Genomic DNA, 20,218 nt, shown 5'->3' with positions numbered 1-20,218 from the left:
CGATGAATCGTCGTTCCAAAAGAGTGTATATGCACGTATCGACATGGGTGATGGTCACGCTGGGCCTCGCTGGCGCCGGGTGCGTGGCCTCTCCGCCTCCCGAAACGCCGGCCCGGACACCGGCGAGGCCGCAGCCGACGACGGCCGCTCCTTTCACCTCGGCGGGCGTGATCGCGGCGAGCGACGGCACGGCCGTGTTCCACGACGTGCGTTTCGCCGACGGCCGCGTGCTCGACGAGGTCCGCATCCATTACGCGACGGCCGGCACGCCTCGCCGCGACGACCGCGGGCGCATCGTCAACGCCGTCTTGATGCTCCACTGGACGGGCTCGAGCAGCGATGTCCTGCAGGGGCGCGCCTTCGCGGACGCGCTGTATGCGCCGGGCAAACCGCTCGATCTCGCGCGTCATTACCTCGTCTTCATCGACGCGCTCGGGCACGGACGATCGAGCAAGCCGAGTGATGGGATGCGCGCGCGATTCCCCTCGTACGGATACGAGGACATCGTCGGCTTGCAGCACCGCACCGTCACCGAGGCGCTCGGCCTCGACCATCTTCACGCCATCGTGGGGCTCTCCATGGGCGGGATGAACGCGTGGCAGTGGGCCGTGCGTTACCCCGATTTCATGGACGCGATCGTCCCGATCGTCGCCCTTCCGGCGCGCATCTCGGGACGCAACCTGATCTGGCGACGCTTCGTGGCCCTGCACATCCGAAAGGACCCCACGTGGGCCGACGGCAATTACACGAGCCCGCCGCGCGGGTGGACCGAGGCATTCCCCGTCTTCCGCATGATGCTCGACGGCGTCCCCCACCTCCACGAAACCGTGCCCGACCGCGACGCCGCCGACGCGTTCGTCCGCGATGCGTCCGCGCAGGCCGCTCGTATGGACGCGAACGACATTCTGTACGCGCTCGAAGCGTCGCGCGACTACGACCCGAGCCCGGCGCTGGAGCGCATTCGCACCCGCGTCTTCGCGCTCAACTTCGCCGACGACGAGTTCAATCCCGTCACGCTCGACATCCTCGAATCGAGCATGCGGCGCGTTCCCCGCGGGAAATACGTCATCCAGCCTGGCTCGAGCGCGTCGTTCGGCCACTTCACGCAAGCGCACCCCGAGTTATGGGCCCCAAGGATGGGCGCGTTCCTTGCCGAGCTCGAAGGAGACACACCGTGACGACCTCCTCCTCGAAACCTCGACCCATCGAGACGTTGCTCGTCGTCGGGACCGCGAGCGTCCTTTCGTCCCTCGATCTCTTCGTCGTCAACATTGCCTTCTCGTCGATCAAGGAGAGCTTCCCCGACACGACGAACCAGGCGCTCTCCTGGGTCCTCTCCGCGTACTCGATCCTCTTTGCAGCCATGATGATCCCGTCGGGTCGACTCGCGGATCGGTACGGGCGCAAGCGTGTCTTTCGCCTCGGCCTCGTCGTGTTCGGCATTGCGAGTGCGGCTTGCGCGCTCGCCCCGAGCGTCGCGATGCTGGTGATGGCGCGCGCCATCAAGGGCGTCGGCGCGGCGATGATGGTTCCCACGAGCCTCGGCCTCGTCCTCGCGGCCTATCCGCGCGACAAACATACGCAAATGGTCGGCGTGTGGGCGGCCACCGGCGCGGTCGCGGCTGCGCTCGGCCCGGTCGTCGGGGGGGCGCTCGTCCACCTCGATTGGCGCCTGATTTTCCTGATCAACGTGCCGTTCGTTGCCGTGGCGACGTGGCGGAGCAAAGGGCTCGTCGACGCCGACTATGGCGGAGGGGATACGCCGGATCTTTGGGGTTCATCCTTGCTCGCGCTCGGCATCGGCGCGATCGTCGCCGCTATTTCCTACGCCCCGGAGTGGGGCGTCGCGAGCCCGAGCTTCGTCGTGACGACCTTCGTCGGCGTCGTCCTGCTCGCCTGGTTTGTGTGGCGCTGCCGGACGTCCTCGTCCCCCGCGCTCGATTTGCGGCTCTTTCGCATCCCGACGTTCGCGGTCGCCACGATTGGCATGGGCTGCTTTTACATCGGCTTTGCGATGATGCTCCTGGGAGGCACGTTGTTCCTCACCTCGGTCTGGCGCTGGGACACGCTTATCGCCGGCGCGGGATTCGCGTGGGGACCCGCGACGGCGGCCGTCACCGCGCTCGTCGCGGGCCGGCGAAACGTGTCGCCGAGGTATGCGACGATCCTGGGGGGATGCCTCTTCGTCCTCGCGTCGTTCTGGTGGTATGCAATGCTCGACGAGGCACCGGCATGGCCGACGCACTTCCTGCCCGCGTCGATTCTGTTTGGTGCGGCCGCGGGGATCGCGCAGACGGGCTTCCTCGCGGGAGGCACGGCATCGCTCCCGGCGTCCGAATACGCGACGGGGACGGCCATCCTCAACACGGCGCGGCAGCTCGGCGGGGCCGTCGGCGTCGCGCTCTTCGTGGCGCTCACCGGGACGGCGACCCTGGCCTCTCAGTATGCTCCCGCGTGGCTCGCGATCGCGGGCTTTGGCCTCGTCACCTGCCTGTCGTCCTTCGCACTCCGAGCGCCTCGCACGGCCTGATCAAGCCGAAAGCCGCCCTGCGAGAGCGTGCTCGTCGAGCTCGAAGACCGTGGAGGGAATGCCGCCTTCGACGGCCGAAGGCGAAGGCGGCACTGATCCGTTGGAGCAGAAAGTGATGGCCGGCTTCAGCGCGGCGGAAAAGGAGCTCTTCGTGAGCCTCTTGCAGCGCGTGGTCGGCGGTACGGGCGTTCGCGCCTCGTCAGAGGCTCTTCCCGTCGAACTCCTTCACCTTGAACGCGCCGAGGTCCACGTCGTCGATCGTGCGCACGTTGATCGCGTACATCTCGGTGCCGTCGGGCATCGCGCCGCGGGCGAACGAGCGCACCCCGCAGGACGGGCAGAACTGGTGGTGGATGTGTTTCTTGCCGAACTGATAATCCGTGACGACGTCCCCGCCCGAGAGGACCGTGACCGCCGCGGCCGGCACGAAGGCCAGGAACGAGCCTGTCTTCATGCAAATGGAGCAATTGCACGACACCACGTCCTGGATGCCGGCCTTCACCTCGTAACGAACCTTCCCACAGTGACACCCGCCCGTGTACGTCTTCGCCTCGGTCATGTGTTCGACCTCCCTCGTGCGTCGTCCTGACGCGCGCCGCAGTTTGTCCGAGCGCGCGCCCCGGGTCCACGAGGAAGTGCATCGTCCGACCGAACACACGGAAACGCCGCGGCGTGCTAGGCTCGGCCCTCGCTCGACGCGCCCCGCGTCGAGAGAGAAAAAACGCGATGATGGCAGGGACAAGCGAACCCGTGGCGCCCGACGCGTGGGCGCCGCTACGCCGCGAAGTGTTTCGATCCTTGTGGTTCGGCGCACTCGCCTCGAATGTCGGGCTCTGGATCCAGAATGCGGCGGGGAGCTGGGACATGACGTCGTTCGGGACGGCGCCCGTGTACGTGGCGCTGCTCCAGACGGCTTCGAGCTTGCCCGTCTTTCTGATCGGTTTGCCCGCGGCGGCGTTCGGCGACATCTTCGATCGCCGGAAGCTCCTCGCGTCGTTCGCCGCGTGGATGGTGCTGGTCTCGGCCCTGCTCGCGGCGCTCTCTTTTGCGGGGCTCCTCGGCCCGACGAGCCTCCTCGCGCTCACGTTTGCCCTCGGCCTTGGCTCCGCGCTCTCGGCGCCGCTCTGGCAGGCCATTCTCCCGTCGCTCGTCGACAAGGCCGAGCTCGCTTCGGCCGTCACCTTGAGCGGCGTCGCCGTCAACGTCGCGCGGGCGCTCGGCCCCGCCATCGGCGGCATTGGTCTCGCCCTCGCGGGCAGCGGACCTGTGTATACGTTCAACGCGCTCGCGTTTTTCGTCGTCGTCCTTCAGGTGCTCCGCTGGAAACCGCCCATCACGAAGGCGACCCTGCCGCCCGAGCGTGTCGTGGGCGCGATCGTGGCGGGCCTTCGTTTTGCGCGCCGGGCCCCTGCGCTCCGGGCCGTCCTCTTTCGCGCGGCGGCCTTCATCGTGGCGGGCAGCGCATTGTGGGCGCTGCTCCCCGTCGTCGCGCGGCGCGAGCTCCACATGACCCCGCTCCGGTTCGGCATCCTGCTCGGTTGTATTGGCGCGGGCGCGCTCGCCGGCGCCGCCGTCATGCCTCGCGCGCGCCAGAAGCTCGGCTCCGATGGCCTCGTCGCCATCGCCACGGTCGTCTATGCCGGCGCGATGAGCCTTCTCGCGCACGTCCGGATCGAGGCCGTGCTTTATGCGGCCATGCTCGCCACGGGCGTCGCGTGGATCAGCATCATGTCGAGCTTCAACGTCGCCGCGAGCTCGGCGGCGCCGGGCTGGGTGCAATCGCGCGCGCTCGGCCTTTACCTCCTTGTGTTCCAGGGCGGACTCGGGCTCGGCAGCTTTGGATGGGGCACACTCGCCGGGCGCATCGGCAGCGCCGCGACGCTCTCGGCGGCCGCTGCGTGCGTGCTCCTCGGCCTGCTCTCGGCCCTCCGCTGGAAGCTCGGCGCTGCGCGGAAGGACGACGTCGCGAGCTTCAACGCGTGGCCCGAGCCCGTGATCGAAGTCCCGATCGACATCGACGCCGGCCCTGTGCTCGTCGAGCGCCGGTATGTCGTCCGGCCGGAGCGACGCGCCGAATTCCTCTCGCTCGCCGCGGATCTCGAATCCCTCCGGCGCCGCGACGGGGCCATCGATTGGGCGCTTTATGAAGACCTCGGCGGCAAGGACCGGCTCGTCGAGACGTTCCTCGTCGCCTCGTGGGCCGAGCATCTTCGCCAGCATCGCCGCGCCGTCGCGGCCGACAAGGCGCTCCTCGAACGCATGCGCGCCCTCGCCGAGGACGCCGGCGTCGTGCACCTCGTCGACGCGCGTTCGGCGGCCGCGGCCCGCGCGCGCGGCCTCGAAATCGCGGATCGCGCGCACCAGGAAGAACCGTGACAAACCGCCCTTGAATCCCGCGCCGGCCCCGTGATACAAGCCGCCGCCATGAAGCTCGGATACGTCATTCTCTACGTGCAGGACGTCGAGCGGGCCGTTGCGTTTTACGAGCGGGCCTTTGGGCTCGCGCGGCGGTTCGTCCACGAATCCAACCAATATGCGGAGATGGAGACCGGCGCGACCGCGCTCGCGTTCGTCACGGAATCCCTCGCCGGATCCCACGGCTTTTCGTTCCGCGCGAGCCGACCGAGCGAGCCCGCGCCCGCGGTCGAGGTCGCGTTCACCACGCCCGACGTCCCCGCGGCCTTCGAGACCGCCGTCGCCGCGGGCGCGCAGGGGGTGAGCGCGCCCGTGACGAAGCCGTGGGGGCAGACCGTCGCTTACGTGCGGGATCTCGACGGGTTCCTCGTCGAGTTGTGCACGCCGATGGGGTGAACCTGCTCCCGTCGGGGACCGAAGACGAGCGAAGCGCCTCCGCCCTCGCCCCCCACCGGGGCCGCGATCAGCCGCCGGGGGGTCGTGTCCATGCCGGAGTGGGCCTTCCCGCATCACGTCGACGAACTCACGGCTGCGTCGACTTGACGAAGTCCACGAAGGCCCGCAGCGGCGTCGGGAGGTGCCGACGACCGGGGTAGTAGAGAAAAGGCCCGGGGAAGCTCAGCCACCACGGCTCGAGCACGGGGAAAAGCTCTCCTCGGTCGAAGAAGGGACGTAGCCAATCCTCGAACAGATAGATGATCCCGCTCCCGGCCACGGCGGCCTCCACAGCGAACTCCGTACCGCCGCCGAAAAGGACGATCAGCGTGCCTTTGGGGTCGACTTTGATGGTCTCACCATCCCGTTCGAACTCCCACGGATGCAGCGGGCCGTTCGTGAAGCGCCACCGCACGCAATCGTGTTCGAGCAGCTCACGTGGGTGTGTGGGAGTACCACGGCGGGAAAGGTACGCGGGCGACGCGGCTGCGGCGTAACGCTGGACGCGCGGGCCGATGGGCACCGCCACCATGTCCTTCTCGAGCCAGTCTTCGTAGCGGATGCCGGCGTCGAAGCCTTCGGCGACCACGTCGACGAGGCGCTCCTCTGCGCTCACCTCGAGACAGATGTCGGGGTACTTCGCGAGGAAGGGCGGCACGATGCGAGGAAGGACGAGCCGCGCAGCGACGGTCGGCACGTTGAGCCTCAGACGACCTGCGGGGCGATCGCGGAAGTCGTTGACCACGTCGAGAGCCGCGCGCACTTCGCCGAGCGCCGGGGCGATCCGCTCGAGCAGGCGCGCTCCTGCGTCGGTGGGTGTGACGCTGCGGGTGGTGCGATGGAGCAGCCGAACCCCGAGCCGGGCTTCCAGTCGACGAACCGCGTCGCCCATGCGGGACGCGCTCGTGCCCGCCGCACGGGCGGCGCTGCGAAAGCCACCCTCACGGGCGACCGTCAGGAAGGCGGTGAGGTCTGCGAGTTCATCCATCGGCTGTGCAGATCATCGCACAGGCCGTGCAGATTGCGACGGATTGTCGTGCAGCGAATCACTGCGTACATCCTGCGGCGACTCCACGCTTCCCAAGGAGCACGACATGAAAGACCTCCCCATCGCAGACACCTACCGCCTCGGCTCTCACACCGTTCGTCGCCTCGGTTACGGCGCCATGCAGCTCGCCGGCCCCAACGCCTTCGGTCCCCCCAAGGATCGGAAGGCCGCCGTCGCCGTGCTGCGCGAGGCCATCGCTCTGGGCGTCGACCACGTCGACACCAGCGACATCTACGGCCCCCACGTCACGAACGAGATCATCCGCGAGGCGCTGCATCCGTATCGCGACGGCCTCGTCATCGCCACGAAGGTCGGCGCCGTGCGCGGCCCGACGGGGTCGTGGGAGCCCGCGTCCTCCGCCGCCGACATCGAGCGCGCGGTTCACGACAACCTCCGTCACCTCGGCCTGGACGTGCTCGACGTCGTGAACCTTCGCGCGATGTTCAGCGCCGCGGGCCCCGCGGAAGGCTCCATCGAAGCGCCGCTCACGGCCCTCGCCGAGCTCCAGCGACGCGGGCTCGTCCGGCACATCGGCTTGAGCAACGTCACGGCCGCGCAGATCGCGGAGGGACGCAAGCTCACCGAGATCGTGTGCGTGCAGAATTACTACAATCTGGCGCACCGCCACGACGACGCCGTGATCGACGAGCTCGCCGCGCTCGGCGTGGCGTACGTGCCCTTCTTCCCGCTCGGCGGGTTTGCGCCGCTGCAATCGAGCACGCTGAGCGCCGTGGCCGCACGTGTCGGGGCGACGCCGATGCAAGTAGCGCTCGCGTGGCTCTTGCGGCGGTCGCCCAACGTGCTGCTCATTCCCGGCACGTCGTCCATCGGGCATCTGAGGGAGAACCTCGCGAGCGCCTCCATCGCCTTAAGCCCCGAGGATCTGGCCGAGCTCGACGGGCTCTCCAAGCACGCGGACCCTCGAGGGGCAGGCGCCTAGCCGCTGAGGGTCGCGACAGCCTCCGACCGGGTCACGCCTGCGCCGGCAGACACATCGAACCGTCCGCGCCAGGGTCCCGACCGTGTTTCCGGTCACACGAACTCATCTCCCGGCGAGATCGACCCATCTCCGCGGGCAGGTCGACGCGCCTCCACGTGACCCGAAAGCCACCTTCGAGCGCCTCTCGACCCGGCTCCACCCCGGTTTCGCCTGTCTCCTTCGCACCTCGAACCGCCTCACGACGGGCGTCGACCTGACCCCCGGGCCTGATCCACCCCTCGCCGAGGCACCTTCACGACGCCCCCGCGCCCCTCGCGACCCTCTTCGGGACCGTTCGAACTGTCTCTGGAGACAGTCACGACCCTCTTCGGGAAGGGTCGAACCGTCTCCGGAGACAGTCCGACCCTCCTCCGGGTGGCGTGCTCCGGTCGTGGGGGCGAAGGCGAGCTCTACGCTGTCACCCTCGCCCCCCGTCCGGGCCGCAATCAGCCGCCGGGGCTGAACATGATCGGATACACGACCGTCACGATGCCGCCTTCCGGCTGCGGGAAGGACAGACCATAGAAGGCGCGGACCACGCACGACACCACGCCGCCGTCCGGCATGTCCGATCCGCCATTGCCTACGTTCGACACCGCGCCGTCACGACCGATGACGAAACGCACCCCGACACGGCCCTGGAGGTTCGGGTTGTTCCGCAGGCCATTCTCGTAGCAAAGGCGGAACCGGCCGAAGTTCTGGCGCACGATGCGCTGGATGACCTCGGGCGGGAGCCGGCCGCTCACGCTCGTGGCGCCCATGCGCACCTGCGGGGGCTTCGTGCGGTGCGAGCCGGAGAGCTTGCCGTGACCCGAGCCGAAGCCCTGGCCCGTGCCCGTGCCCGCGCCGTGCCCGATCGTGCCAATCGAGCCGAGGCCGATGCCCTCGCCGCGGCCGCCGCCGCCCTCGCCGATACCGGACAAACCGAGGCCGCCCGCGCCGAACGAGTCGCCGATGTTGTCGCCCCACATGTTGCCGCGCGCCGAGAGCGCGTCATTGCCGAGCGAATCGTCGCGGCCCCACGGAGCCGTCGGCGCATTCGGATCGCCGCCGGCGCCCGCATTGAGCAGGCCGATCATGCCGAACTCGGCCGCGTCGCGCAGCGCTGCTTGCCGCGCGATGTGCGGATCGGTGTTGTCCTGCGGGCCCTGCACGCCATATCGGTTGCCCGACGCCTTCGTGGTCGGGTTCCCCATGGAACCCTCTTCGCCCTTCGCCTTCGTGCCCGTGCCGCCTTCCTTGTTGTCGGCGCTGTTTTCCGCCGTCATCTCGGTCGGCTTCTCTTCCTGCTCCTTCTCCGCAGCGGCATTGAGGAACTGCTGGATCATGAACTTTTGATCGTCCGAGACCCCGTCCTCGTCGGTCGCGCCCATCGGCGGCATGAAAAACGCCATCGCGGCGAGCAGGCCCACGTGCACGGCCGTCGACAGGCCGTGATAGAGGTAATTCTGCGTATCGAATTGCACGTGGCCCGCGACCACGCGGCCCGCGTTCACCGTCGACACCTGGAAAATCAGCCCGTCCACCTCGATCCGCGCCTTCGAACCGGGCGGCAGCGTCATCTGGAATGCGCCCGAGAGCTCCGCGCACGGCTGCGTCTTTCCGCTGTCGATCGCCTGCTGCACCGTCATCTTCGGCTGACCGGCGATTTCGATCGTGCCCTTCGCCCGCGGCAGGAGCACCACCGAGACCGCCCCGCCGCGATCCGCGAGCACCACGGGCGCGCGCGTCGTGCCGAGTTTTTCCTGCGGGACGAAGTAATCACACTTGAAGTTCTTCGTCTCCTCCTCGCCCACGTAATACGAGCGCGGCGGCGTCAGGTGCGCGACATTCAGGACCGTTTGATCCCAAAGCACCATCACCTCGACCGACGCGGACGGCGACTCGACCTCGTCCGACGGGACGTCCGGGCCGCTCTTGACGAGCTGGTACGTGTACGAACCCTCGGGCGCGTCGTGCGGGACCTCGTCGTGCGCGGGCGGCTTCGGCTGCGCGAACGGGTTCTGCATGCCAAACGGATCGCCGCCGCCGAACGGGCTCGCCGCGGGCGCCGCGCCAAACGGGTTCGCCCCGCCAAACGCCGCGGGGGCCGCGGAGGCGCTGAACGGGTTCGCCGAGGGCGACGCGAACGGGTTTGCCCCGGGCTTCGCCGCGCCGGCGGCGACGGCCACGGGCTCGGCCTTTTCCAGCAGGATCTTCGTGCCGCCGATCTGGAGCTGATCCCCCGCCTTGACCTTCACCTTGTTGACGCGCGCGCCATTGACGAGCGTCCCCGGCTCATTGCCGAGATCGATCAGGGTGATGTCCTCGGGCGACGCGACCTCGATGACCGCGTGCATACGCGAGGCGAGTTCGTCGTCCACCCGCAAGTGGCTCTTCGGATCCTTTCCGACCTTGACGATGTCTTGCGTCACCGTCTCTCGACGGACGAGCGCGTCATTCTGGTACAGCGCGAACGTGAGCGCGACCTTTTGCTTGCCTTCCATGGTGAGCCAGCCTTTCCTGCCGTGCCGTCCCGCCGAGGCGGGCAAATGCCCCCGCGAGAGGCTCGGGGGGTTTTCTTTTCGTGCTCGGAGCCTATTTTCTTCGTGAGGGAGCCGATGAACGGGGCCCGAGCCCCACATCCGACCGGCGCTTCCTCCCTGCTCGCTTCGAACGACAGCCGTTCGGACCCAAGGTTCCCGAACGCGCACGATCGATCGGCAGGGGCGTCCCGAAGGCGGCCCCGCGCGGACGGATGTCGCTCCCGCCCGCGGCCGGGGGGACGAAAATGGGCTGGCTTGGATCGGGGGTCAGCGCGCCGCGAGGACGTGCGCGAGCAGGGGCTCGGTGGCGCGGCGGAGGGCGCCGCGGGCGCGGTCGTCGTAGGCCTGCGCGTTGGCGCGCGCGGGCCGTTCGACGTCGAAGTATTCGCCGGTGAGCTGCTCGTCGAGCGTGCGCTCGAGGACGACCCGGATCGCGCGGGCCCCATCCTCCGGCTTGCCCCAGGACTGGCCGAACGTCTCGCGCACGATCTTCGTGTCCAGCATCGCCCCGGGGTGCACCGCGTTGATCGCGAGGTCGGGGTATTTTTGCGCGAGATCGAAGGTCCACAGGATGAGCGCGAGCTTGCTCCTTCGATAGGCGCGCAGCCCCTCGTACCCTCGCGTGCTCATGAGATCCTCGAAATCGAGCGTCTCCTGCCCCGAGATGGTCACGTTGAGGATGGCCTTCGGCGGGCGCTGGCAAAGCGAGAGCCAGAGCTCGGTGAGCGCGACCGGCCCGAGGTAGTTCACGGCGAAACGTTTCTCGTACCCGTCTTCGGTCTCCTCCCGCGCGTCGCCCTTCTTGCCCGGCCCCACGCCCGCGTTGTTTATGATGACGTCGAGCGCGGGCAGCTCCGCGGCGAGCGCGCGGACCATCGACACAACCGAAGCGAGCGAGCTCAGATCCGCGACGACGTGGCGCGGGCGGGTGCCCGTGACGAGCTCGAATTCGTGCGCCAGCTCGCGCACCTTCTCGGAGGATCGCCCGTGGAGAATCACCTCGTTGCCCCGCTCGAGGAGCAGCTTCGCCGTGGCCCGCCCGATACCGTCCGTCGAGCCCGTGACGAGCACCTTCATTCCCCGTGCCGGCATGTCGTCGCTCTCCTCCTCTTTACTCGTACGCCAAAAAAGACGATGCGCTCTTGCGCGGCCTTTGGTCAAGCCAGAGGCACAGTTCGCGACCTCCACGTATCACCGCTCTCCCCGTTCTCGTGCGCCTTCCTTTCTCGCGGTGTGCGCTGCCGCGAACGGGCGCGGCTCTTGCCAGGGCGTGCGGGGCGAGAGAAATGCGACACCCACACGCTCGCTCCCTGATCTTCGCCCTCGGATTCGTATTCCTCCATCCTGCTCTGCCTGCGGATGCCGCCTCCGGTTCCGTCGGACTCCAGCCCCCCCGATTGCCCGTGCCTGCACGCCTGCTTCGGCCTCGTATTCGCTCCCCACGCGATAACGCGGGGCGCTTGTGGAGCGTAGCGTCGATGACGGTGCCGCGGCGCGCGCATACGGCCACCACGCTCCCCGACGGCCGCGTCCTCGTCGTCGGCGGCCTCGACGGGGATTCGTACCTCGCCACCGCCGAGGTGTACGATCCCGTCGCAGCGCAATTCGTTCCCGTTGGAACCTTGTCGGAGGCGCGGGCGCATCACATTGCGATCCGTCTGGCCGATGGCCGCGTGCTCGTCGCCGGCGGCGAGCACGCGCCGGGCGCACCGCTCGACAGCGCGGAGGTCTTTGATCCGGCATCGAATGCGTGGAAGCGTGTCGGCTCGATGCGGGCGCCGCGGATCGACCACGCCGCGGCCCTGCTCGCGGACGGCCGTGTGCTCGTCGCCGGGGGCCACGACGGCGCGCGGATGCTCGCGCTCGTCGACGTGTTCGACCCAAAGACCGGCGTGTTCCATCCCGCCGCGCCGATGTCCGCGCCGCGCTCCGAATTCACGGCCACCGCGCTCCCAGACGGAAACGTCCTCGTCGCCGCGGGCGTCGGTGGTTCGGCGCGGCTCGCGACGGCCGAGATCTACGAAGCCGGCCTCGATCGATGGCGACAAACGGGCCCCTTGCGGGCGCGGCGCGGCGGGCACGTCGCGGCGCTGCTCGCGGACGGCGGCGTCCTCGTCGCGGGCGGGATCGTCGGCATTCACGCGGTGGCGACGGCCGAGCGGTGGAGCCCGGCCACGAATGCGTGGACGAGCGCGGCGCCGATGCTCGAGACGCGCTTCGGGGACGTGGCGCTCGGGCTGCCCGACGGCCGCGTGCTCGTGGCCGGCGGCGAGAATGACAACGGCAGCACGCTCGCCTCGGTCGAGATCTACGATCCCGAAGCGAACACGTGGCTCCTCGCGCCCGCGCTGGGCAGCCCGCGCGCTGCGATGGCGGCGGCGCTGCTCGACGACGGCTCGGTCCTCTTCACGGGCGGATGGGCGCCGCCGGAGGCGTGGGCGAGCTGCGAGATTCACCTCCCCAAGCCGGCGGAATGATCGTTCAGGAAAAACCGTCGGCGCGGAGCTCGGCGACGATCCCGTCGAGCTCCGCGCGGGGGTCGCGGCAGGCGCGCTTGCGCTCGACGATGTCGCCGTCGCTGTCCTTGATGCGGATGCGGAGGGCGTTGAATTCGGTCCAGGCCGACCATTCGCGGCCGTCCTCGTGGCGCAGCGCGACGGCGGGCGGAGGTTCGGCGGGAACGGGCGGGGGCTCGGTGGTCTCGCCGCCCGGATCCTCGGCCTCGGCGGGGCCACGTTCGGGGCGGGGAAGGACGGTTCCGCGCGTGCCGAGTGGAATCGGGGGCCGCGCCGAGGCGCGCCGCTTTCGCCATTCGAACGGCTCGACCTCGATCCGCGTGTCGGAGCTCCCGTTCCACGTCCAGGGGACACCGAACCGATCGAGCGCGTCGCAGATCTCGCGGCCCACGGCCTCGACCGCGGCGGGCCCTTCCTCGTGCGCTCCATAAGCGAGCATGAGCCCGCCGCCCACGACGCCGCGCTCGGTGTCTTGCTGGTGGTAAAACACGTATCCGCGCGCGCGGCTCTCGGACATCGCTCCCCAGGCCTCGCTGTGTCCGCAGGAGCTACAGCAAGTGAAGTTCTGCGCGGAGAAGAGCCCGCGCTTCGTGAGGTCCTCGAAGGCCGCGTCGATGCGGTCGTTCGTGCTCACGTCCTTCCACCCGCGCTCCTCGGCCTCGGCCTGGTTCCATACCTTCGCCGCGTAGCCCCGCACCTTCGGGGCGACCTCGTCGTACTTCGGATCGGCGCACATCGCCTTCACCGAATCGAAGAGCTCCTTCTTCGACGCCCCCGCGCGCACGAGCGTTTTCACGTGGTCGAAGATCCAGCCAGCGTCATCCGACATGCGCGCGATCGTATCCCCGCGGCGTGGATTCTGGAAGATCAGGCGAGCGCGGCGAGGACGCGCTCGTGCAGCTTGCCATTCGAGGCCACGCAATGGCCCGAGGCGACGGTCGGACGGCCCTCGAAATCGGTGAACCGCCCGCCCGCCTCCTCGACGAGGACGGCGAGCGCGGCGATGTCCCATATCTGCACGCCCGCCTCGAGCCACGCCTCGGCGCGGCCCGTGAGCACGAGCGCGCAGCCGGCCAGATCCCCGTAACAACGCGCCTGCGCCGCGGACAGCGCGAGGCGAGTCACGCGCTCGCCGAGGGGCGGGGCGAGCAAGCAGCGGGGTTCGCCAAGGGAGAGCGTCGCGTCCGCGAGGTCCGTGATGCCCGAGACGGCGAGGCGCTCGGGCGGCTCCCCGCCCACGCGACGGAACGCGCCGAGGCCCCGGGCCGCCCAGTACGTCTCGCCGAGCGCGGGCAGGGCCATCGCGCCCGCCACGACGACGCCGCGATGCTCGAGGGCCACGAGCGGCCCCCAGAACGAACCGCCGCGCGTAAAACCCCGCGTGCCGTCGAGCGGATCGACGATCCAGCGCGCCTCGGCGTCCGCGCCTTCGTGCGCGCCCGTCTCCTCGCCGAGCAGGGCGTGATCGGGGAAGCGCGCGCGGATGACGCCGAAGATGGCCGCCTCGGCGTCACGATCCGCGGCCGTGACGGGCGTTCGATCGGGCTTCGTCTCCACCCGGACGCCGCGCCGGAAGTGCACGAGGCTCGCGGCGGCCGCGGCCTCCACCGCGGCCCGCGCTGTCGCGGCTGCTTGCTGGAGATCGATCTCGCGCATGAGAGACGACGTGGTGTTCGTGAATCGCGCGGCCTGGATCAGGCCGCTTGTTGTTCGGCGCGCGCGGAGACGGCGTGGAGCAGCTTCTGCACGCTCGCCTTGGCGTCGCCGAAGAGCATGAGTGTGTTGTCGAGGTAGCAGAGCGGGTTGTCGACGCCCGCGTAGCCCGCGGCCATGCCGCGCTTCAGCATGATCACGCGCCCGGCCTTCCACACTTCGAGCACGGGCATGCCGTAGATCGGGCTCCCGGGATCGTCGAGCGCGCTCGGGTTCACGATGTCGTTCGCGCCGATGACGACGACGACGTCGGTCTCCTCGAACTCCTCGTTGATCTCCTCCATCTCCTTCACGGCCTCGTACGAGACGTTCGCCTCGGCGAGCAGCACGTTCATGTGCCCGGGGAGGCGGCCTGCGACGGGGTGGATCGCGTAACGCGCCTTCGTGCCGCGCCGCTCGAGCAGCGTCGTGATCTCCTTGACCGCGTGCTGCGCCTGCGCGACGGCCATGCCGTAACCGGGCACCACGATCACGTTCTTCGCCCCGAGCAGCAGATCGGCCGCGCCGTCGATGTTCGTCTCGTTCACCTTTTTCGCCGGCTCGCCCTTCTTCGCCGCCGGCACCACGCCGCCCTGCTCGCCGAAGCCCGCGAAGACCACGTTCCAGATGGAGCGGTTCATCGCCTTGCACATGATGAAGCTCAGGATCGCGCCCGAACTGCCGACGAGCGCGCCCGTCACGATGAGCAGATCGTTGCCGAGCATGAAGCCCGCCGCGGACGCCGCCCAGCCCGAGTAGCTGTTCAGGAGCGAGACGACGACGGGCATGTCGCCGCCGCCGATCGCGAGCACGAGGTGCGCGCCGAGCACGCTCGCGACGCCCGTGGACGCGAGCAGGTACGGCACGCGCACGGCCTCGCCCCCGCGGAAGGCCGCGACGGCGAGGAAGATACACGCGAACACCAAGGACGCGTTCAGCGCGTGCCGGGCCGGGAGCACGAGCGGCTTCGATCCGATCGTGCCGCGCAGCTTGAGGAACGCGATGACCGAGCCGGTGAAGGTGATGGCGCCGATGAACACGCCCGCGTGGATCTCCACGTGGTGCGCGACATCCGGCGCCCCGCCGGCGCGCACGCCGTTCATCTCGCTCCCGATGCCCACGAGCGCCGCGGCCGCGCCGACGAAGCTGTGCAGCACCGCCACGAGCTCGGGCATGCTCGTCATGGCGACGCGCGCCGCGAGCACCGCGCCGATCACGGCGCCCACGCCGATCGACGCGGCGAGAAGGCCGAGATCCGAGGGGCCGGCCGCGAGGGCCTTGTTGTCCGGCGCCACGACGGCGCCGAGCGTGACGGCGACCGCGAGCAGCATGCCGAGCGTGCCGAGGAGGTTGCCGCGACGGGCCGTTTGTTGCGCGCTGAGCCCGCGGAGGGACAGCACGAACAAGAGGCTCGCGATGAGGTAAGCGACGTTCACGAGGGTGATTCGCATCGGCCTCTCACTTCCGGAACATGCGCAGCATCCGCTGCGTCACGAGGAAACCACCGGCCACGTTGATCGACGCGAGCAAGACCGCGACCGCGCCGAGCAGCGCCGCGACGGGCGCGCCGCCTCCGCCGCCGTTCGCCGCGAGTAGCATGCCGCCGATCAGGATGATGCCGCTGATCGCGTTGGTGACGCTCATCAGCGGCGTGTGGAGCGCGGGCGTGACGTTCCAGACGAGGTGCCATCCGACGACACACGCGAGCAGGAAAACCGTCAGGTGTTGCACGAGCTCCTGGCTGCCGAAGAGGCCCACGGGCGTGAGGAACGCGAGCGCGAGGCCCGTGCCGATCCGCGCGGGCCACGGGCTCTCGGGCACCTCCGGCTTCGGCGCATGCGCGGGGGGCTTCGGTGCGGGCGCGGGCGCGCCGCCCCGGATCTCGGGGCGCGGCGGCGGCCACTTGAGCTCGCCGTCGAGCAGGACCAGCATCCCGCGCTGGATCTCGTCGTCGAGCGAGAGCTCCCACGTCTTCTTCTTGGCCATGATCTCGTCGATCAGGTTGACGATCGTCATGGCGTAGAGCTCGCTCGCCTGGAGCGCCATCCGGCTCGTGAGATCCGTGTGCCCCACGATCGTCACGCCGTACCGCTCCACCGTCCGATCACGCTCGGTGAGCGCGCAGTTGCCGCCTTGCTCGGCCGCGAGATCCACGATCACCGAGCCGCGGTGCATGCCGACGACCGCGCCCGACGTGATGAGCTCGGGCGCCTTTTTCCCGGGGATCAGCGCGGTCGTGATGACGATGTCGCTCGTCCGGCAGTGCTCCGCGATGAGCTGCTGCTCGGCCGCGAGGTACGCGTCGCTCACCTCCCTCGCGTAGCCGCCCTGGCCTTCGCCCGTCTCGCCCTGGAACTCGAACGGGACGAACTCCGCGCCCATGCTCGTGACCTGCTCGCGCACGACGGGGCGCGTGTCGAAGGCCTTCACCATCGCTCCCAAGGCGCGCGCGGCACCGATCGCCGCGAGCCCCGCGACACCCGCGCCGATGATGAAGACCTGCGCGGGCTTGATGCGCCCCGCGGCCGTCACCTGCCCGCCGAGCAGCCGCCCGTAGTGCGATGCCGCCTCGATCACGGCCCGGTAGCCGTTCACGTTCGCCGTCGCGCTCAGCGCGTCGAGCTTTTGCGCGCGCGTGATGCGCGGGACGGCGTCCATCGCGAGCACCGTCGCCTTGCGTTTGGCGAGACGCTCGACGAGCTCCTTGTTCTGCGCGGGCCAGAGGAACGAGATGAGCTTTTGCCCGGCGCGGAACTGGTCCGCCTCGTGTTCGCCCGTCTCCGGGTGCGCGCCCGGCGGGCGGACCTTCGTGATCACGTCCGCCTCGTGGATCACGTCGGCCGGCTTCGGCACGATCCGCGCGCCCGCCTCGGCGTACGCCGCGTCCTCGAACCCTGCGGACGCGCCGGCCCCGCTCTCGACGATCACGGCGAGGCCCATCTTCACGAGCCGCCCGACGGACGCTGGTGTTGCCGCCACGCGCCGCTCGCGTGGCTCGATCTCCTTCAGCACGCCGATGGAAACCTTCGGCTCCCCTCCGGTGTCCTTCACCGAACCCCCTGGCTTCTGCCCCCCGCTCGCCGGCTCTGCGGGAGGCGCCGCGTTCGCGCCCGCCTTCACTTCTTCGACCATTGCGGCGCGCAGTGTACGAGAAATCGTCCGCGCGGGGTAAACTCCGGGGGTGGTTGCCGTCGTTCGTGTCCTCGAAGAGGCCGGTCAAACGCTCGTGCTCCGTGATCTCGGCACGCATCACGAGCTCCTGCTCGGCCAAACTCCCATCCTTTCCAGCAAAGCCCTGGAAACCGAGCGGGCGTTCGGCGCCCTCGCCGGGGCCGCCCTGAACGACCGTTCGCCCGCGTCGATCCTCATCGGCGGGCTCGGGTTCGGCGCGACGCTCGCCGCGGCGCTCGCGGCCGTGGGCCCCGAGACGCGCGTCATCGTGGTGGAAAAACTCCACGCCGTGGCGGAGATCGTGCGCGGCGAGCTCTCGCATGTGGCGCCGGGCGTGCTCGACGATCCGCGCGTCGAGCTCGTGCACGCCGACGTCGCCGAGGAGATCGGCCGTCGTTCGAACCTCGACGCCATCCTGCTCGACGTCGACAACGGCCCGGGCTGGGCGTCGTTCCGGACGAACGCGCGCCTCTACACGCAGGCGGGCCTGCGCCTCGCTTGGGACGCGCTCCGGCCCGGCGGCGCCTACGCCGTGTGGAGCGGCTATCCCGCCGACGCCTTCCTCGCCGAGCTCCGCAAGTCCGGCTTCGCGCCCTCGATCGTGCCGCTCCACGAGCGCGGCGTCGTGCGCGCGCGGGCGTACGTGGGGAGGCGACCCGGTTGACGGAGGGTGGGGGAGCGCCGCGCGCCGCGTGCTGCCAGGCATACAGACGCGCTGGCCAGCCGTTCGTCAATGTCACGTCGGGATGGGGAGACGGCGGAGCGTGAGCCGTAGGGCAACACTCGACAGCCATGCCCCCGGACCGCTATCCAAGAAAGCTCTGGTGTCCTGGATACCAGAACTTCCTTGGAGGCTTGTATGAAGCGTTCTTTCCCCGTGATTCCTTCCACGCTCGGCGCGCTCGTGGCGGCAGGCGCCGTGACGCTGGTGCCGTCCACGGCCGCGGCGCTGGGCAGCGACGGCGCGCACGGCATGTCGTTGGGCCTCACGCTGTCGTATTCGATCGGCGCGCGCGCTGCGTTCGGCATTGGTGGGGACCTGCGGTACACGTACTACCAGGACGCACCGGATGGACTCCCGCACGGCTCGTTCGTCGGGCTCGGCGCTTTTTTTCAGGGCACGTATCTGATCGGCGGCGCGGGTCGCTTCGCGTTCGGCGCGCATGCGAACATGCTCACCGACGTGGTCTTCGACCTCGACACGGAGTTCGGCGCCACGATCCGGACGAAGTCGAAGGTGGGCGAGGAGCCGGGCGGCGTCGGGATCCACCTCGGCCTCGCACCGCTCTTCAACCCCCTCCTCCTGGAGACGGGCCCCACGTTCCGGGGGAGCATCGCCGTCACGCAAGGGATGCAGAGCGAGTTCATCGTCGGGGGCGACATCCGGGCGCCGGGGCCCTGCGTTTACTTCCAGTGCTTCCAGGTGGTCTCGGGCCGCCCGCTGCGCCCTGCGCCGAACGCGGAGGCGACCCTCGCGCCGCTGCTCGTCGGCCCGCCCGATCCCACGCGGCCGAGGACGAAGGGGCGCGCCCTCTCGCGCGGCGCGCAAGAGCGGCTGCTCTCCCACTGGGCGCGCACGACGAGCGCCGAATGCGCGTCGGTCCCGGCGTTCCGCGCGCTCGCCCGCGACCTCTCGCGCGCGGGCGCGCCGGATGCCCTGGTCTCGCGCGCGCTCCTCTCCGCGAAGGAGGAGGCGACGCACACCGCGCTTTGCGCCGCGCTCGCGAACGAAGGGTCGCCGGCGCGCCTCTCGCCCTTGCTCCCATCCATTCCCGAGGGCAGCGATCGAGACCTCGCCTCGCTCCTTCGCAAGCTCGCCCTCGAATCGTTCTGGGACGGCTGCGTCGGCGAGGGCGCGGCGGCGGCCGAGGCGCGGCGCGCGCTGCGCGACACGACGGACGAGCCCGCGCGCGAGGCGCTCTCCGTGATCGCCCGCGACGAGCAGGGCCATGCGGACCTTTCGGAGCGGATCGTCGCGTTTTGCCTCTCCGCCGGAGGCAAGCCGGTCCGGGATGCGCTGGTGGAGAGCGTGGAGCGACGGCGATCGATCGAGGAAGCGCGCCTCTCTGCGCACGTCGAGGTCGGGGCGGAGGATGCCGAGGCGCGCGCGTTCGGGGTGCCCGCCGCCGACGTCGGGCGAATCGCCCGTGAGGAAGCGTTCGAGGCGAGCATGCGCCTCGTGGCCTGAGATCACCGATCTCCGGATCGGAACCGCACCTCCACCTGTTTCGCGCCGAGCGCCCTCGCCAGCGCCGAGACCTGCTTCTCGGCCTGCGCCCGCGCGCGGCGCATCACGTCGGGGTTCCGCGCGGCGGCCTCGATCGCGCGTTGCGCTTGCCTCCGCGCGCTCGCTTCGAGCTGCTCGTTCCGCTTCGCGAGCAGATCCGTCGATCGCGCGAACACGTACGTCGCGTCCTCGTCGAGCGACGCGGAGAGCACCTCGGGCTCGGGTAGATCGATCCGCGCGGCGCCGGTCTTCGCGTCGAACGCCACGTCCGTCTCGCGCATCTTGCCGAGATCCACGCCCACGACCGCGCGCCCGACCGCGACGAGCAGGAGCGCGTCTTTCGCCTCGACGAGCCCGAAGAACGCGCTCTGCCGGTCGGTCAGATCGACGACCTTCTCCACGTGCACCTCGGCCGTCTCCAGCCGTGACACCTCGCGGATCGCCGTGAGCAGGGACGGCGTGGGCCGCTCCGTGATCACGTGATCCGGCGGCGGGAAGAGCAGCTTCGGCACGAGCACCACGAGGGCGACGGCGAGCGTCGCGACCACGAGGTAGGCGAGGAGCCGATACGGGCCGAGGAGCGAGCCCAGGATCTTCTTCAGGGGAGGGGGCGAGCGCTCGGATGAGGGATCGGGCACGCGGCGGAGTGTAGCAGCGAAGGGACGCCGCTCCATTTCGCA

General features: G+C 69.7%; 17 protein-coding genes. 8 read left to right on the top strand and 9 right to left on the bottom strand.

Annotation, left to right across the window (positions count from 1 at the left end; genetic code table 11):
- Positions 1-2: 2 nt before the first annotated feature.
- Together POL67_RS34395 and POL67_RS34390 are read left to right on the top strand one after the other, a co-directional pair.
- A complete protein-coding gene (locus POL67_RS34395) occupies positions 3-1,178 on the top strand; it encodes an alpha/beta fold hydrolase (RefSeq protein WP_271924850.1) in 1,176 nt (391 codons plus the stop codon).
- Positions 1,175-2,530: an MFS transporter gene (locus POL67_RS34390; protein WP_271924849.1), complete on the top strand. Its 1,356-nt coding sequence runs from the start codon at positions 1,175-1,177 to the stop codon at positions 2,528-2,530. The genes POL67_RS34395 and POL67_RS34390 overlap by 4 nt, the downstream gene beginning before the upstream one ends.
- A gap of 199 nt (positions 2,531-2,729) precedes the next feature.
- Here POL67_RS34390 and POL67_RS34385 read toward each other — a convergent pair whose 3' ends face one another.
- Positions 2,730-3,089, bottom strand: a complete 360-nt coding sequence (locus POL67_RS34385) for a GFA family protein (RefSeq protein WP_271924848.1) — start codon at positions 3,087-3,089, stop codon at positions 2,730-2,732.
- Positions 3,090-3,256: 167 nt separating this feature from the next.
- Between POL67_RS34385 and POL67_RS34380 the strand changes: the two genes are divergently transcribed.
- Positions 3,257-4,906 carry an MFS transporter gene (locus POL67_RS34380; RefSeq protein ID WP_271924847.1) on the top strand — a complete coding sequence of 550 codons (1,650 nt, stop codon included), beginning with the start codon at positions 3,257-3,259 and terminating at the stop codon, positions 4,904-4,906.
- Between the two features lie 48 nt (positions 4,907-4,954).
- Positions 4,955-5,341 (top strand): VOC family protein, encoded by a 387-nt coding sequence (locus POL67_RS34375; RefSeq protein WP_271924846.1) that lies wholly within the window; start codon positions 4,955-4,957, stop codon positions 5,339-5,341.
- 127 nt (positions 5,342-5,468) lie between these two features.
- Here POL67_RS34375 and POL67_RS34370 read toward each other — a convergent pair whose 3' ends face one another.
- Positions 5,469-6,368, bottom strand: coding sequence for a LysR family transcriptional regulator (locus POL67_RS34370; RefSeq protein ID WP_271924845.1), 900 nt, complete (start codon positions 6,366-6,368; stop codon positions 5,469-5,471).
- 106 nt (positions 6,369-6,474) lie between these two features.
- Here POL67_RS34370 and POL67_RS34365 point away from each other — a divergent pair, with 106 nt between their 5' ends.
- A complete protein-coding gene (locus tag POL67_RS34365) occupies positions 6,475-7,368 on the top strand; it encodes an aldo/keto reductase family oxidoreductase (protein WP_271924844.1) in 894 nt (297 codons plus the stop codon).
- A 485-nt stretch (positions 7,369-7,853) separates the two neighbouring features.
- Here POL67_RS34365 and POL67_RS34360 read toward each other — a convergent pair whose 3' ends face one another.
- Positions 7,854-9,893, bottom strand: coding sequence for an AgmX/PglI C-terminal domain-containing protein (locus POL67_RS34360; RefSeq protein WP_271924843.1), 2,040 nt, complete (start codon positions 9,891-9,893; stop codon positions 7,854-7,856).
- Between the two features lie 306 nt (positions 9,894-10,199).
- Positions 10,200-11,024, bottom strand: coding sequence for an SDR family NAD(P)-dependent oxidoreductase (locus POL67_RS34355; protein WP_271924842.1), 825 nt, complete (start codon positions 11,022-11,024; stop codon positions 10,200-10,202).
- Positions 11,025-11,410: 386 nt separating this feature from the next.
- Here POL67_RS34355 and POL67_RS34350 point away from each other — a divergent pair, with 386 nt between their 5' ends.
- Positions 11,411-12,409 (top strand): Kelch repeat-containing protein, encoded by a 999-nt coding sequence (locus POL67_RS34350; protein WP_271924841.1) that lies wholly within the window; start codon positions 11,411-11,413, stop codon positions 12,407-12,409.
- Between the two features lie 4 nt (positions 12,410-12,413).
- Here the strand turns inward: POL67_RS34350 and POL67_RS34345 are convergent, their stop codons facing one another.
- Genes POL67_RS34345 through POL67_RS34330 form a run of 4 tightly spaced genes read right to left on the bottom strand, consistent with a single transcriptional unit; the run spans position 12,414 to position 17,272 of the window.
- The gene (locus tag POL67_RS34345; protein WP_271924840.1) at positions 12,414-13,277 is read right to left on the bottom strand and encodes a DUF6891 domain-containing protein; all 864 of its coding nucleotides are present in this window, start codon (positions 13,275-13,277) and stop codon (positions 12,414-12,416) included.
- 38 nt (positions 13,278-13,315) lie between these two features.
- Positions 13,316-14,104: an inositol monophosphatase family protein gene (locus tag POL67_RS34340; protein ID WP_271924839.1), complete on the bottom strand. Its 789-nt coding sequence runs from the start codon at positions 14,102-14,104 to the stop codon at positions 13,316-13,318.
- Positions 14,105-14,142: 38 nt separating this feature from the next.
- Complete coding sequence (locus tag POL67_RS34335; protein WP_271924838.1) at positions 14,143-15,591, bottom strand: NAD(P)(+) transhydrogenase (Re/Si-specific) subunit beta; 1,449 nt, start codon at positions 15,589-15,591, stop codon at positions 14,143-14,145.
- Positions 15,592-15,598: 7 nt separating this feature from the next.
- Positions 15,599-17,272, bottom strand: coding sequence for a Re/Si-specific NAD(P)(+) transhydrogenase subunit alpha (locus POL67_RS34330; protein ID WP_271924837.1), 1,674 nt, complete (start codon positions 17,270-17,272; stop codon positions 15,599-15,601).
- A 49-nt stretch (positions 17,273-17,321) separates the two neighbouring features.
- Here POL67_RS34330 and POL67_RS34325 point away from each other — a divergent pair, with 49 nt between their 5' ends.
- Both POL67_RS34325 and POL67_RS34320 read left to right on the top strand, forming a co-directional pair.
- A complete protein-coding gene (locus POL67_RS34325; RefSeq protein WP_271924836.1) occupies positions 17,322-17,975 on the top strand; it encodes a polyamine aminopropyltransferase in 654 nt (217 codons plus the stop codon).
- 195 nt (positions 17,976-18,170) lie between these two features.
- On the top strand, positions 18,171-19,499 hold the full coding sequence (locus POL67_RS34320; protein ID WP_271924835.1) for a hypothetical protein: 1,329 nt from the start codon (positions 18,171-18,173) through the stop codon (positions 19,497-19,499).
- 2 nt (positions 19,500-19,501) lie between these two features.
- Here the strand turns inward: POL67_RS34320 and POL67_RS34315 are convergent, their stop codons facing one another.
- Positions 19,502-20,176 carry a DUF4230 domain-containing protein gene (locus tag POL67_RS34315; protein ID WP_271924834.1) on the bottom strand — a complete coding sequence of 225 codons (675 nt, stop codon included), beginning with the start codon at positions 20,174-20,176 and terminating at the stop codon, positions 19,502-19,504.
- Positions 20,177-20,218: the final 42 nt, after the last annotated feature.

Origin of the sequence: Polyangium mundeleinium, assembly GCF_028369105.1 — a bacterium.
GTDB classification, from domain to species: domain Bacteria; phylum Myxococcota_A; class Polyangia; order Polyangiales; family Polyangiaceae; genus Polyangium; species Polyangium mundeleinium.
The sequence above is the reverse complement of the archived record's forward strand: the minus strand, read 5'-3'. Positions and strand labels throughout refer to the sequence as shown.